The sequence below is a fragment of the Nonomuraea fuscirosea genome (genome assembly GCF_035917475.1).
GTDB classification, from domain to species: domain Bacteria; phylum Actinomycetota; class Actinomycetes; order Streptosporangiales; family Streptosporangiaceae; genus Nonomuraea; species Nonomuraea fuscirosea.
Genome location: NZ_CP109074.1, coordinates 4,824,482 through 4,840,437, shown reverse-complemented (window position 1 = coordinate 4,840,437; position 15,956 = coordinate 4,824,482). Strand labels below are relative to the sequence as shown.

Below are 15,956 nucleotides of genomic sequence, written 5' to 3'. Positions count from 1 at the left end.
GTCCATGGAAAACGAGGCCAAGCTCCTCGACTACCTCCGCCGCGCGACCACCGACCTGCGCGAGGCCCGCCGACGGCTCGACGAGTACGCAGAACCCATCGCCGTCGTCGGCATGGCCTGCCGCTTCCCCGGCGGGGCCGACACCCCCGAGGCACTGTGGCGGCTGCTGGAGTCGGGCACGGACGCCGTCACCGGCTTCCCCTCCGACCGCGGCTGGGACACCGCGAACCTGTACGACCCCGACCCGGACGCCCCCGGCAGGAGCTACACCCGACACGGCGGCTTCCTGCACGACGCCGCCTGGTTCGACGCCGCGTTCTTCGGCATCAGCCCGCGCGAGGCCGTCGCCATGGACCCGCAGCAGCGGCTGCTCCTGGAGACGTCGTGGGAGGCGTTCGAGGCCGCCGGCATCGACCCCGCCGCCGCCAGGGGCAGCGCCACCGGCGTGTACGCGGGCGTCATCTACCACGACTACGGCACCCGCGTCTCCGCCAGGGAGGACGTCGCCGGCTACCTCAGCAACGGCAGCGACGGGGCCGTCGCCACCGGCCGCGTCGCGTACGTCATGGGCCTCGAAGGCCCGGCGATCACCGTGGACACCGCCTGCTCCTCCTCCCTGGTGGCCCTGCATCTCGGCGTGCAGGCGCTGCGCCGCGGCGAGTGCGCCCTCGCCCTGGCCGGCGGCGTCACCGTCATGTCCACGCCCGCCACGTTCGTCGAGTTCAGCAGGCAGCGCGGCCTGTCGCCGGACGGCCGCTGCAAGACGTTCTCCGCCGACGCCGACGGCACCGGCTGGGCCGAGGGCGCCGGCATGCTGCTGCTGGAGAAGCTCTCCGACGCCCGCCGCAACGGCCGCCGCATCCTCGGCGTCATCCGCGGCAGCGCCGCCAACCAGGACGGCGCCAGCAGCGGCCTCACCGCGCCGAACGGGCCCGCCCAGCAGAAGGTCATCCGCCAGGCGCTGGCCGACGCCGGGCTCACCCCCGCCGACATCGACGCTGTGGAGGCGCACGGCACCGGCACCACGCTCGGCGACCCCATCGAGGCCCAGGCCCTCACAGCCGTGTACGGCTCCGCTCGGGACGGGGGCGCGCCGCTGCGGCTCGGCTCGATCAAGTCGAACCTCGGGCACACGCAGGCGGCGGCCGGGGTGGCGGGCGTGATGAAGATGCTGCTCGCCCTGCGGCACGGCACCCTGCCCAGGACTCTGCACGTCAGCGAGCCGACACCCGAGGTCGACTGGTCCGGCGGCGGGGTCGTACTGGCCACCGCGAACGAACCGTGGCCCGCCGCACCCGGCCGGATCCGCCGCGCCGGCGTCTCAGCCTTCGGCGTCAGCGGCACCAACGCCCACATCATCCTGGAAGAACCCCCGCCCCCGGAACCCGCCGACCCGACCCCCGCGGACGGCGGTGCTCGGGAGGCGGCCGTCCGGGAGCAGACGGTGCTGGCCTGGCCGGTGTCCGGGCGCACACCCCAGGCGCTCGCCGCGCAGGCCGCCAAGCTCGCCGACCACCTGGAAGCCGTGCCCGACCTGCCACCCGACGCGGTGGCGCGGACGCTGGCCGGCGCCAGGACCCGGTTCGAACAGCGCGCCGTCGTGATCGGCCACGATCGAGCCGAACTGCTGACCGGCCTGAGAGCCGTCGCCACCGCCGACCCCGGCACCGCGCCCAGTGCCGCGGTCGGCGTCGCCGCCATCGATCCGCGGGTCGTCTTCGCCTTCCCCGGGCAGACGTCCGTGACCCCCGGCGGGCTGCGCGAGCTGCTGGACACCGCGCCCGCCTTCGCCGCCCGCGTCCAGGAGTGCGAGGCCGCGCTCGCCCCCTACGTCGGGTGGAAGCTCACCGACCTGCTACGCGGCGACCCGGGCGCGCCCGCCCCGGTCAGCATGGACGTCGTCCAGCCGGCCTCCTGGGCGATCATGGTCGCGCTGGCCGAGCTGTGGCGCTCGTACGGCGTCGAACCCGATGCCGTGGTCGGCCACTCGCAGGGTGAGATCGCCGCCGCCGTCGTCTCTGGAGCCCTCTCCCTGGAGGACGGCGCCAAGGTCGTGGCCCTGCGCAGCCGCCTGATCACCGAGCTCCTGGCCGGGACCGGCGGCATGATGGCCGTCAGCCTCCCGGAGACAGAGGCAGCCGAGCAGCTCGAACCCTGGGCCGGCCGCGTCTGGATCGGCGCCGTCAACGCACCCGGCGCCGTCGTCGTCACCGGCGAACCCGGGGCGCTCGACGAGCTCCAGGACCGGCTCAAGGCCCAGAACGTCCGCACCAACCGGATCCAGCCGCTCGACTACGCCTCCCACTGCCCCCTCGTCGAACCGCTGCGCGACCGGCTGGCAGACCTCCTGTCCGGCCTGAGCCCGCGAACGGCGCCCACCCCGTTCTGCTCGACCGTCACCGGCGAGCCGATCGACACCCGCCGCCTCGACGCGACCTACTGGTACACCAACCTGCGCTCCCCGGTGCTGTTCAGGCAGGCCGTCGAGCACCTGGCCGGCACGGGGCACGGCCTGTTCGTGGAGGTCACCGCGCACCCCGTCCTCACGTACGCGGTCGAGGGGAGCGCGGAGGGCGCCACCGTCCTCGGCACGCTGCGCCGCGACGAGGGCACCCTGGCCAAGTTCGCGCTGTCGGCGGCGGAGGCGCAGGTGCACGGGGCCGCCGTGGACTGGTCCCCGCTGCTCGGGGAGGGCCCGTCGGCGCCGCTGCCCACGTACGCGTTCCAGCGAGAGCACTACTGGCTCGACGGCGAGGACCGGCCGAACGTGGAGTCGGCGGGCCTGACCGAGGCCGGCCACCCGCTGCTCGGCGCCGCCGTGCAGGTGGCCGGGACCGGCGACCTGATCCTGACCGGCCGCCTGTCGCTGTCGTCGCACCCCTGGCTGGCCGACCACGCCGTGTCCGGCCGCGTCGTCCTGCCCGGCACCGCGTACGTGGAGCTGGCCGCGTACGCCGGCGGGCGTACCGGTCACGGCCGCGTCGAGGAGCTGACCCTCCGTGCGCCGCTGACGCTTCCTGCCGAGGCCGCCGTGAACCTCCAGGTCGTGCTCGGCGCGCCCACGGACGACGCCACCCGCACCATCGCCGTGTACGCCCGCCACGACGACGCCACCGCCGAGACCCCCTGGACCTGCCACGCCACCGGCACCCTGACCCCCCACGAGCCCCCCGCCCCCTTCACCACCGCACCCACCGCCGAGCCCACCACCGCGCCTGCCGCCGGGTCCTCAGGTGGGGACATCGCCGGGTTCGACGCGGGGCCCGACCTCGCGGTCTGGCCTCCGCCGGGTGCGGAGGCGGTGGATCTGGCGGGCTTCTACGAAGGGCTCGCCGGGCACGGCCTGGAGTACGGTCCTCACTTCCAGGGCGTCATCGCGGCCTGGCTGCTGGACGGCGCCGCGTACGCGGAGGTCGCCCTGCCCGACGGCGCGGGCGCGGCGGGCTACGGTCTGCACCCCGCGCTGCTCGACGCCGCCCTGCACGTGGAGGCGCTGCTGCTGTCCGGCACTCCCGGCCTGCCCTTCTCCTGGTCGGGCGTACGCCTCCAGCCGACGGAGACCACCCGGCTGCGGGTACGGCTGTCCAGGTCCGCGTCCGGCGAGCTGCACGTGCGGCTGGCCGACGCCGACGGGCGCCCCGTGGCCTCGGTGGACTCACTCGTCTCCCGCCCCGCGGACGGCCCGAACCTGGACCACCTCTACCGCCTGGACTGGATCCCGTCCCCCCACCAAGGCCACCGCCCCCGCCGCACCAGGATCACCGGCTACGCCCCTACGGCAGCCCTCCTGTCCGCAGCGGGGCTCGGCACGCACGTCCCCCAGCCGGTGACGGCGGATGCCGGCGGTAGCGCGGAGGTCGAGCTCCTAGCGCTGCCCTCCGAGCGGGACGTGTCGGCGGCGGCCCGTGCCGCGCTCGACGCCGTCGCGGCCAGGCTGGCCGGCGACGCCCCCGGTCTGCTGGTGCTGGTCACCACCGGCGCGGACGAGGACCCAGCGGCCGCGGCCGTTCACGGCCTGGTACGCGGCGCGCAGGCCGAGCACCCAGGCCGCTTCGCCCTCCTGGACCTCGACCCCGCCGGAGGTGACGTGCCGGCCGCCGCCGTGCTGGCCGCTCTGGAGGAGGAGCCGGAGGTCGCCGTACGGAACGGCGCGGTCGTGCTGCCCCGGCTGGCCCGCGCCGCCACCACCCGCGCCCTGCTGCCGCCCGCCGGTAACTGGCGCCTCGACGCCCCCGAGCCCGGCACCCTGGACACCCTCGCCCTGGTGCCCGTCCAGGACCGGCCGCTGGAGGAGGGCGAGGTCCGCGTCGCCGTCCAGGCCGCAGGACTGAACTTCCGCGACCTCGTCGTGGCCCTCGGCATGGTGCCGGAACGCGGCACGCCGATGGGCGGCGAGGGCTCCGGGGTGGTGAGCGAGGTGGGTCCTGGCGTGACGGGCCTGGCCGTGGGCGATCGGGTCCTCGGTCTGATGGACGGCGCGTTCGGCCCCTCCGTCATCACCGACCACCGCCTGCTCGCACCGATCCCCGACGGCTGGTCCTACGTGGACGCGGCCTCCGTCGCAGGCGTCTTCGCCACGGCCTGGTACGGGCTGGTGGACCTGGCCGATCTCCGGCCGGGGGAGAAGGTGCTGATCCACGCGGCGGCGGGCGGCGTGGGGATGGCGGCGGTGCAGATCGCCCGTCATCTGGGCGCGGAGGTGTACGGCACCGCCGGCCCGGCCAAGTGGCCCGCCACCGGCCTGGACGGCGACCACCTGGCCAGCTCCCGCACCCTGGAGTTCGCCGGCCGCTTCCCGAAGATGGACGTCGTCCTCAACTCCCTGGCCGGAGACTTCACCGACGCCTCACTCACCCTCCTCAAACCCGGCGGCCGCTTCATCGAAATGGGCAAAACCGACCTCCGCCCAGACACCCCCGGCTACACCGCCTTCGACCTGATCACCGTGCCCCCCGACCGCCTCCAGGCCATCCTCGCCGAGGTCCTGGCGCTGTTCCGGGACGGGGCGATGGAGCGGTTGCCGGTGCGGGTGTGGGATGTCCGGCGGGCCCCGGAGGCGTTCCGGCTGATGCAGCGGGCGGGGCATGTGGGCAAGATCGTGTTGCGGATGCCGCCGGTGCTGGATCCGGGGCGCCCGGTCCTGGTGACAGGCGGGACGGGAACGCTCGGCGGCCTGGTGGCCCGGCACCTGATCTCGGCGTACGGAATGCGGCATCTCGTGCTGGTGAGCCGCCAGGGTGAGGAGGCCGCAGGTGCGCGGGAGCTTCGCGCCGAGCTGGCCGGGCTGGGTGCCGAGGTGGAGATCGTGGCCTGTGACGTGGCCGACCGCCGGGCGCTGGCAGAGGTGATGCGGGGCCGTTCGTGGTCGGCGGTGGTGCACTGTGCGGGCGCGCTGGACGACGGTGTGATCGAGTCCCTGACCCCGGAACGCTTGCACAAGGTGCTGGCCTCGAAGGCCGTCGCCGCCTGGAACCTGCACGAGCTGGCCGGCGACGTGGACGCCTTCATCCTCTACTCCTCAGCCGCCTCCCTCCTCTCCCCAGCGGGCCAGGCCGCCTACTCGGCCGCCAACGCGGCACTGGACGCCCTCGCCGCCCACCGCCACGCCCGCGGCCTGCCCGCGCAGTCCCTCGCCTGGGGACTGTGGGAGGAGCGCAGCGGCATGACCGCCCACCTGGGAGAGCTCGAGATCGACCGCATCGGCCGCTCCGGTCTCGGCACGCTCACCACCGACAAGGCACTCGCCCTGTTCGACGCCGCCTGGCACGTGGCCGAGCCGTTCCTCGTGGCCACCCCGCTCGACCTGGCCGCCTACCGTTCAGGGCCCGGCCCGCTGCCCACCCTGCTCGCGGGCCTCGTCACCGCCCGCGCCACCCGCGCCGCCACCGCCTCCTCCGCCGTACGCGACCTCACCGCGATGAGCGAGGCGGACCTCATCCGGCTCGTGTGCGAGCAGGCCGCCGGAGTGCTCGGGCACGCGGGCCCCGACGCGGTGCGGCCGGACCGGGCGTTCAACGAGATCGGGTTCGACTCGCTCACCGGCGTGGACCTGCGCAACCGGCTCAACGCCGCCACCGGGCTGCGGTTGCCGTCCACCCTGGTCTTCGACCACCCCACACCGCGCCTGCTCGCGGCCCGCCTGCTCGCGGAGCTCGCCCCGGAGACGCCGGCGGACCCGGCGCAGGACGTACTGGACGAGGTCGACCGCCTGGAGTCGGCCCTGGCCGCGGTGCCCGGCGACGACGCCGCCCGCGTGATCGCGCGGCTGCGGATCCTGCTGCGCCGGTGGAGCGACTCCCGCGAGGACGACGCGGACGACGTACAGGAGTTCGACCCGGACAACGACGAGGAGCTGTTCGGCATCCTCGACGACGAGCTCGGCATCCAACCATGAGGCAGGACAGCATGGCCAACGACGACAAGCTCCGCGACTACCTCAAGCGCGCGACCGCCGACCTGCGCCGCGCCAACCGCCGGCTGCGCGATTGGGAGGACAGGGCGCACGAGCCGATCGCCATCGTGTCCATGAGCTGCCGCCTGCCCGGCGGCGTGCGCGGCCCCGAGGACCTGTGGCGGGTGCTGGAGTCGGAGCGGTCGGTCATCACGCCGTTCCCCGCCGACCGGGGCTGGGACCTGGAGCGCCTGTCCGACCCCGACCCCGACGCCACCGGAACCACGTACGTCACCCGAGGCGGCTTCGTCGAGGACGTCGCAGACTTCGACGCCGAGTTCTTCGGCATGAGCCCGCGCGAGGCGCTCGCCTCCGACCCGCAGCAGCGGCTGCTGCTGGAGAGCGCGTGGGAGCTGTTCGAGCGGGCCGGCATCCGGCCCCGCACGCTGCGCGGCAGCGACACGGGCGTCTTCATCGGCGCGGCCGCCAGCGGCTACGGCCTCGGCGCAGCACCCGCCGGGGTCGAGGGTCACCTGCTCACCGGCGCGTCCACGGCCGTCATGTCCGGACGGCTGGCGTACGCGTTCGGCCTGCGAGGCCCCGCCGTGACCGTCGACACGGCCTGCTCGTCGTCGTTGGTGGCGTTGCACCTGGCGTGCGAGGCGTTGCGGCGCGGTGAGTGCTCGCTGGCGTTGGCGGGTGGGGTGACGGTGTTGTCGACGCCTGAGGTGTTCGTGGAGTTCTCCCGGCAGCGTGGGCTGGCGGGGGATGGGCGGATCAAGGCGTTCGCGGAGGCTGCTGACGGGACGGTCTTCTCAGAGGGCGCGGGCATGGTCCTGGTCGAGCCGTTGTCGCGGGCTCGGGAGCTGGGGCATCGGGTCCTGGCGGTGGTTCGCGGTTCGGCGGTGAACCAGGACGGCGCCTCCAACGGGCTGACCGCCCCCTCCCAGGTGGCGCAGCGGGACGTGCTGACCGGCGCGCTGGCCAAGGCCCGGCTGAGCGCGAGCGAGGTGGACGTGGTCGAAGGCCACGGCACCGGCACGATGCTGGGGGACCCGATCGAGGTGCAGGCGTTGCTGGGCGTGTACGGGCAGGGGCGTCAGGTGCCGCTCTGGCTCGGCTCGGTCAAGTCGAACATCGGTCACACGCAGGCCGCCGCCGGCGTGGCCGGTGTGATCAAGATGGTGCTGGCGCTCCGGCACGGCGTCATCCCCGCGACGCTGGGCATCGACGAGCCCACCACCCACGTGGACTGGACGCGGGGCGACATCCGGCTGCCCGAACACGCCGTGGAATGGCCCCAGCTCGACCGGCCGCGCCGGGCGGGCGTGTCGTCCTTCGGCATCAGCGGCACCAACGCCCACATCATCCTGGAACAGGCACCCGTCGAGACGCCTGCTGAGCAGCCGCAGCCGGTAGGGGACGCGCTCGTGCCGGTGGTGCTGTCCGCTCGCAGCGAGTCCGGTCTCGCGGCCGTCGCCGAGCACCTGCGCGCGGCGCTGTCGGACGGGACGCTGCACGACGCGACACCTGCCGACGTGGGCTATTCGCTGGTGACCAGCCGGGACGCGCTGGAACGGCGCGGGGTGCTGGTGGCCGCTGATCGTGCGGAGTTGGTGTCGGCTCCGTTGGTGGTGGAGTCGGTGGTGGAGGGGAAGACGGGGTGGTTGTTCGCTGGTCAGGGGAGTCAGCGGCTGGGGATGGGGCGGGAGCTGGCGGGGGTGTTTCCGGAGTTTCGGGAGGTGTTCGAGGAGGTGTTGGCGGGGTTTGGTGATGGCTTGGTGCGTGAGGTGATCTGGTCGGATCCTTCGCGGGTGGATCAGACGCGTTTCGCGCAGTGCGGGTTGTTCGCGGTGGAAGTAGCTTCCGCGCGGCTGCTGGAGTCGTGGGGCATGACGGCGGATGTGTTGCTGGGGCATTCGATCGGTGAGGTGGCGGCGGCGCATGTGGCGGGGGTGTTGTCGTTGCGGGATGCGTGTGCGCTGGTGGCGGCGCGGGGCCGGTTGATGCAGGCGCTTCCTGCGGGGGGTGCGATGGTGCAGGTTTCGGCTGGTCTGGAGGTGGTGCGTCCGCTGCTGGGTGCGGGGGTGGAGCTCGCGGCGGTCAACGGGCCGTCCGCGCTGGTGTTGTCCGGCCGCGAACCCGATGTGCTGGCCGCTGCCGATCGGCTTGCCGGGCAGGGGGTGCGGTGTCGTCGGTTGCCGGTGAGTCATGCGTTCCATTCGGCGCTGATGGAGCCGATGCTGGATGAGTTCCGGGCGGTGGTTGAGAGGTTGTCCTTCCAGGCGCCGCGTATTGCGGTGGTCTCCAACCTGGACGGGGCTCTGGCCGGGGAGCGGATGGCTGATCCGGGGTACTGGGTGGCACAGGTGCGGCAGACCGTCCGGTTCGCCGATGGGATCTCGGCGTTGGAGCGGGCCGGGGTCGTGACGTGTCTGGAGTTGGGTCCGGGCCGGGTGTTGTCGGGGCTGGGGTCGCAGATCACGGGCGACAAGATCGGCTATGTTCCGACTTCGGGCCGTCGTGATGATTCTCAGGCGCGCGCGTTCGTGGCTGCGGTGGGGCGGGCGTTCGCGCGGGGTGCGGAGGTGGACTGGGAAGCCTTCTATGCTCCCTTGCGGCCCAGGCGGGTTGATCTGCCGACCTATCCGTTCCAGCACCGTCGTTACTGGCTGACCCCGGAGCCCACCGGCACGGGCGACGTCGTCGGCCTCGGACAAGTGGCCGGCGGCCACGCGCTGACCGGAGCGCTGGTCCCCGTTCCGGACCGGGACGAGCTCCTGCTCACCGGTCAGGTGTCGCTGAAGAGTTATCCGTGGCTGGCCGATCACGCGATCATGGGGACGGCGTTGCTGCCGGGGACCGCGTTCGTCGATCTGGCGTTGCATGCCGGCGTCCAGGCGGGCTGCCCGACCTTGCGGGAGCTGACCTTGCACGCCCCGCTGCCTGTCACGCACGAGGGCACGGCCTTGCACGTGTCGGTGGCGGCACCGGACGAGGACGGCGACCGTTCGCTGACCATTCATTCCCGCGCGGGCGATGACGTCTGGACCCGCCACGCGTCCGGAGTCCTGACCACCGAGGCCGCACCGGCAAGGTCGATCGGGTCCTGGCCACCGCCCGACGCGTCACCCGTCGACCTGGACGGCTTCTATGACCGGCTGGCGGAACAAGGCGTCGCCTACGGCTCTGCCTTCCGAGGCGTGACGAAAGCGTGGACCGCCTCCGACGGCAGCGTCTACGCCGAAGTCACCCTGCCCGGCCAGGACGGAGACGGTTTCGGCATCCACCCGGCGCTCCTGGACGCCGCCCTGCACGCCATCGACCTCGCCAACCCCGATACCGGCGCCGTCGAGCTGCCGTTCGCCTGGACCGATGTCACCCTGCACGCCACCGGCGCCACCAGACTCCTCGTCCACCTCACCCCCGGCCCTCACGCCGTCAACATCGAGGCGGCGGACGAGGCGGGCAACCCCGTGGTGTCGATCGGCTCACTGGCCCTGCGCGAAGTGTCGGCCGACCAGCTCACCCGGCGTCCCACCTCCCTCTACCACCTCGAATGGGTTCCCGTGCTCCCCGCCCAGCCCGGCGGCGGGCGGCACCGCTGGATCGCCGCCGGCGACGGCATCCCCGCCGACCCGGCCGAGAACGAGACGCTCCTCGTCCGAGTGGACGGCGACCTGCCACGGGCGCTCGCCCTGCTCCAGAGCTGGATCGCCGCGGACCGCCCGCAGGGCGCCAGGCTGGCCGTCGTCACCGGCGACACCGCCGATCCGGACATCGCCGCCGTCTGGGGCCTGGTCAGATCGGCCCAGGCCGAGCACCCCGGCCTGTTCCTCCTGGCCGAGCACGACGGGCCCGACGCCGGCCTCAGCGCCGACCTCGGCGATCACCTCGACGCCGAACCGCTGCTGGCCGCGTTCGCCGCAGAAGAGCAGCAGATCCGCGTCCGCGAGGGCAAGGTGCAGGCGGCCCGGCTCGGCCGCGTGCCCGCCGCGCTCACCCCGCCGGCCGACGGGTGGCGGGTGGACAGCGAGGACAAGGGCAGCCTCGAGCGCCTCACCGCCGTACCCGCACCCGAAGCCGCCGCGCCGCTGGTGGACGGCCAGGTACGGATCGCGGTCCGCGCGGCGGGCGTCAACTTCCGCGACGTGCTCAACGCCCTCGGCATGTACCCGGGAGAGGCCGGCCCCATGGGCCTGGAGGGCGCCGGCGTCGTCGCCGAGGTCGGCCCCGGCGTGGCCGGCGTGGCCGTGGGCGAGCGGGTGATGGGCATGTTCGACGGCGGCGCGTTCGGCCCGCTGGCGGTCACCGATCACCGCCAGCTCGCCCCCGTGCCCGAGGGGTGGTCGTTCGCGGAGGCGGCGGCGGTGCCGGTGGCGTTCCTGACCGCGTACTACGGGCTGGTGGACCTGGCCAGGCTTCAGCCGGGGGAGAAGGTGCTGATCCACGCGGCGGCGGGCGGCGTGGGGATGGCGGCGGTGCAGATCGCCCGTCATCTGGGCGCGGAGGTGTACGGCACCGCCGGCCCGGCCAAGTGGCCCGCCACCGGCCTGGACGAGGATCATCTGGCCAGCTCCCGCACCCTGGAGTTCGCCGGCCGCTTCCCGAAGATGGACGTCGTCCTCAACTCCCTGGCCGGAGACTTCACCGACGCCTCACTCAACCTCCTCAAGCCCGGCGGCCGCTTCATCGAAATGGGCAAAACCGACCTCCGCCCAGACACCCCCGGCTACACCCCCTTCGACCTCGGCGAAGCCGGACCGGTCAGGATCGGCGAGATGCTCCGTCACCTGCTGGAACTGTTCGCCGAAGGACGCCTGCACCACCACCCGCGCACCTGCTGGGACGTCCGGCAGGCCAAGGACGCCTTCCGGCACATGCAACAGGCCCGGCACATCGGCAAGGTCGTCCTCACCGTCCCGGCCCCGCTCGACCCCGACGGCACCGTCCTGATCACCGGCGGCACCGGCGGACTCGGCGGCGCCGTGGCCAGGCACCTGGCCCGTACGCACGGCGTCCGGCGGCTGCTGCTCACCAGCCGCTCAGGACCCGACGCGCCGGGCGCGCAGAAGTTGCTCGCCGAGCTGTCGGAGCTGGGCGCCGACGCCGAGATCGCCGCCGCTGACGCCGCCGACCGCGAGGCGCTGGCCGACCTCCTGGACGGCCGCGAACTCACCGCCGTCGTGCACTGCGCGGGCGTACTCGACGACGGCGTGATCGCCGCGCTCACCCCCGACCGCCTCGACCGCGTCCTGCGCCCCAAGGCCACCGCCGCGCGGCACCTCTACGAGCTCACCCGCGACCACGACCTGCGCGCCTTCGTCCTCTTCTCGTCCCTGGCCGGCACGGCGGGCAGCACCGGCCAGGGCAACTACGCCGCGGCCAACGCCTACCTCGACGCGTTCGCCCGCCGCCACCACGCCGCCGGGCTGCCCGTGCGCTCCATGGCCTGGGGGCCGTGGGCGGGCGGCATGCTCGACGGGCTCACCGAGAACGAGCTGGCCATGATGGCGCGCGAAGGGCTCGTACCGCTGACCGTCCAGGACGGGCTCGCCCTCCTCGACGCCGCACTCGCCCGGCCCGAGCCCGTGCTCGTGCCGGCCACGTTCGACGTCAAGGCGCTGGCCGCGCGCGGCGACGCGCTGCCGCCGCTGCTGCGCGGCCTGCCGCCCGGACGCCGCACCCGCAAGGCCGCCGCCGCCCGCCGCGACCAGGCCGGGCTCGCGGACCGGCTGGCCGCACTGGGCGAGGCGGAACGCCGCACGCTCGTCCACGACCTGGTGCTCGGCCAGGTCGCCGTGGTGCTCGGGCACGGCTCGGCCGAGGAGGTGGCCGCGGACCAGACGTTCGAACACCTCGGCGTCGACTCGCTGACCGCCGTCGAACTGCGCAACGGGCTCAGCGCGGCCACCGGCCGGCAACTGCCGTCCACGCTCGTCTTCGACCACGCGACCCCCGCCGCCCTGGCCGAACACCTGCTGGGCGAGCTGGCGCCCGACGCGCCCAAGAGCGAGCAGGTGCTGCGCGAACTGGACCGGGTCGCCGTCCTGCTGGCCGGGCTCGACGCCGACGAGGAGACCCGATCCATCGTCACGGACCGGCTCGACGGACTGCTCACCCGCTGGCGCGGCGAACGGCCCGCCGCCACGGGAACCGGCGCCGGCATCGAGACCGCCAGCGCCGACGAGCTGCTCGCGCTGATCGACAAAGGGCTCTGAACCTCTCGGAAGGTGAGACGACGTGGCGGATGAACAGCGGCTCCTCGACTACCTCAGGCGGGTCACCGCCGACCTCCAGGGCGCCAGGCAGCGGCTGCGCGAGATCGAGCAGGAGAGCCGCGAGCCCATCGCGATCGTGGCGATGAGCTGCCGCTTCCCCGGCGGCGTACAGGACCCTGAGGGGTTGTGGCAGCTCGTCGCGGAGGGGCGGCACGCCATCGGCGCGTTCCCCGAGGACCGCGGCTGGCACCTCGACGCCCTGTACGACCCGGACGGCCGCGCCCCCGGCACCAGCTACACCAGGGAAGGCGGCTTCGTGCACGGCGCGGGCGACTTCGACGCCGGCTTCTTCGGCATCTCGCCGCGCGAGGCGCTGGCCGCCGACCCGCAGCAGCGCATGCTCCTGGAGGTGGCGCACGAGACGTTCGAACGCGCCGGGCTCGACATGGCCGCGCTCAAGGGCGGCCAGGTCGGCGTGTTCGTCGGCGCCTTCGACAGCGGGTACGGCGCCGCCGCCGGCGCCGAGGCCGAGGGTCACCTGCTCACCGGCAACGCCACGTCGGTCATCTCCGGCCGGATCTCGTACGTGTTCGGGCTCAAGGGCCCGGCCATCACCGTCGACACCGCCTGCTCCTCCTCACTCGTGGCGATCCATCTGGCCTGCGAGTCGCTGCGCCGTGGCGAGAGCACGATGGCGCTGGCCGGCGGCGTGACCGTGATGTCCACGCCGGACGTGTTCGTCGAGTTCAGCCGCCAGCGCGGGCTGTCGGCCGACGGCCTGTGCAAGGCGTTCTCCGACGACGCCGACGGCACCGGCTGGGGCGAGGGCGCCGGCCTGGTGCTGCTGGAGCGCCTCTCCGACGCCCGCCGGCACGGCCACCCCGTGCTGGCGCTGGTCAGTGGCACGGCGGTCAACCAGGACGGCGCCAGCAACGGCCTGTCGGCGCCCAGCGGCGTGTCCCAGCAGCGGGTCATCCGTCGCGCCCTGACCAACGCCGGGCTCGGCCCCGCCGACGTGGACCTGGTGGAGGCGCACGGGACCGGCACGACGCTCGGCGACCCGATCGAGGCGCACGCGGTGCTGGCCACGTACGGGCAGGACCGGCCCGAGGACCGGCCGCTCTGGCTCGGCTCGATCAAGTCCAACATCGGCCACACCCAGGCGGCGGCCGGCATCGCCGGGATCATCAAGACCGTCCTCGCGCTGCGCGCCGGGGTACTGCCGCCCACGCTGCACGTCAGCGCGCCGTCGTCACACGTGGACTGGTCGGCGGGGCACGTACGCCTGCTCACCGAGGCCCGGCCGTGGCCCGGCCTGGACCGGCCGCGCCGGGCGGGCGTCTCCTCGTTCGGCGTCAGCGGCACCAACGCCCACATCATCCTCGAACACCCCGTCCCCACCACCCAGGACGGACCCACGACCGGATCCGCTACCGGACCCGTGACTGGATCCGCGACTGGATCCGCGACTGGATCCGTGACCGGACCCGCGCCCGGATCCACGAACGGGCACGCCGGCGAGGTCACGGACGGGCGTTCCACCGGGCACCTCGGCGGGGTCGTAGCCGGGCCCGCCGAGGGGGACGCGGACGAGCTCATGACGGGGCCTGTCGTGTGGATGTTGTCGGGCAAGACCGAGCAGGCGCTGCGCGACCAGGCCGGGCGGCTGGCCGAACACCTCGATCGGCACCCCGGACTCTCTCCCGCCGACGTCGCCCGCACCCTGGCGATCAGAACCCCGTACCGGCACCGCGCCGCCCTCATCGGCCCGGAACCACCCGGCCCCGCGACCGGCCCCGCGACCGGCCCCGCGACCGGCCCCGCGACCGGCCCCGCGACCGGACCCGCGACCGGACCCGCGACCGGACCCGCGACCGGACCCGCGACCGGCCCCGCGACCGGACCCGCGACCGGACCCGCGACCGGCCTCTCGACCGGCCTCGCGACCGGCCTCCCGACCAGCCTTCCCAGCGACCTGCTCGCCGGCCTGCGGACGCTCGCCGAGGGCGGTGAGGCCGGTGTGCGCGGGGTCGCCGAGCCGCGCGGCAAGATCGCGCTCGTCTTCCCCGGCCAGGGATCCCAGTGGACCGGCATGGCCGCCGACCTGCTCGACCGGTCGCCGGCCTTCGCCGAGCGGTTCAAGGCCTGCTCGCGGGCGCTGGAGCCGTACGTGGAGTGGGGCAAGGTCGAGGACGTGCTGGGCGATGAGGAGGCGCTGCGCCGGGTCGACATCGTGCAGCCCGCGCTGTGGGCGGTCATGGTGGCCCTGGCCGGCCTGTGGCGCTCGTACGGCGTGCGGCCCGATGCGGTCGTCGGCCACTCACAGGGCGAGATCGCCGCCGCGGTCGTCGCCGGAGCCCTGTCCCTGGAGGACGGCGCCCGCGTGGCGGCGCTGCGCAGCAAGGCCATCCGCGACGTGCTGGCCGGGCGCGGCGGCATGGTGTCGGTCGCCCTGCCCGCGGCGGAGCTGTCCTCCAGACTCGGCGACCTCTCGCTCGCCGTCGTGAACGGCGCCCGCTCGGCCGTGGTGTCCGGCCCGCCCGAGGCGCTGGACCGGCTCGTCGCCGACCTCACCGCCGACGGCGTCAGGGCCAGGCATGTGCCCGTCGACTACGCCTCCCACTCGGCCCAGGTGGAGGAGCTGCGCGAACGACTGCTGCGCGAGCTCGCCCCCATCCGGCCGCGCGCCACCACCCTGCCGATGCTCTCCACCGTGACGGGCCAGTGGTGCGACGGCGCCGCTCTGGACGCCGCCTACTGGTACGAGAACCTGCGCCGGACCGTACGCTTCCACGACGCCGTCACGACGCTGGCCGGGCAGGGGTACGGCGTGTTCGTCGAGTCCAGCCCTCATCCCGTGCTCACGGGCAGCATCCAGGAGACGCTGCACGAGCTGGGCCAGGACACCGCCGTGGTCACCGGCACCCTGCGCCGCGACGAAGGCGGCCCCCTCCGCGCCCTGACCTCCGCCGCCACCCTCCACACCAACGGCATCCCCACCACCCTCCCACCCACGGGTTCCACCAACGGCCCGACGAGCGGGCTCGCCGGCGGATCCGCCACCCACCCCTCCACCGGCTCCGCCACCGGGCGGGTCGGCGGCCGTCTGGTGGATCTGCCGACGTATGCGTTCCAGCACACCCGCTACTGGCTCACCCCCGCCAAGCCGCAGACGGCGGCCGAGGGGCCGGGTGACGCGGACTTCTGGGCCGCCGCCGAGCGGGGCGATCCCGAGGTCGCCCTTGAGCCGGAGATCGTCGGCAAGGTGCTGCCGGCCCTGACCGACTGGCGGCAACGTCGGCGCGAGGCGGACGTGCTCGGCTCATGGCGTTACCGGACGTCCT

Annotated in this window: 2 protein-coding genes and 1 pseudogene; all 3 read left to right on the top strand. The window is 74.1% G+C overall.

Going from position 1 to position 15,956, the window contains the following annotated elements:
- Nucleotides 1–4 precede the first annotated feature (4 nt).
- Nucleotides 5–6,394: an SDR family NAD(P)-dependent oxidoreductase gene (locus tag OIE67_RS22340; protein ID WP_326643346.1), complete on the top strand. Its 6,390-nt coding sequence runs from the start codon at nucleotides 5–7 to the stop codon at nucleotides 6,392–6,394.
- Entirely contained in the window at nucleotides 6,391–12,612 is a 6,222-nt protein-coding gene (locus tag OIE67_RS22335; RefSeq protein WP_326643344.1) for a type I polyketide synthase, read from the top strand. The genes OIE67_RS22340 and OIE67_RS22335 overlap by 4 nt, the downstream gene beginning before the upstream one ends.
- Nucleotides 12,613–12,634: 22 nt before the next feature.
- Nucleotides 12,635–15,907, top strand: a pseudogene (locus tag OIE67_RS55520) (beta-ketoacyl synthase N-terminal-like domain-containing protein); the annotation flags it as partial.
- Between the last annotated feature and the right edge of the window lie 49 nt (nucleotides 15,908–15,956).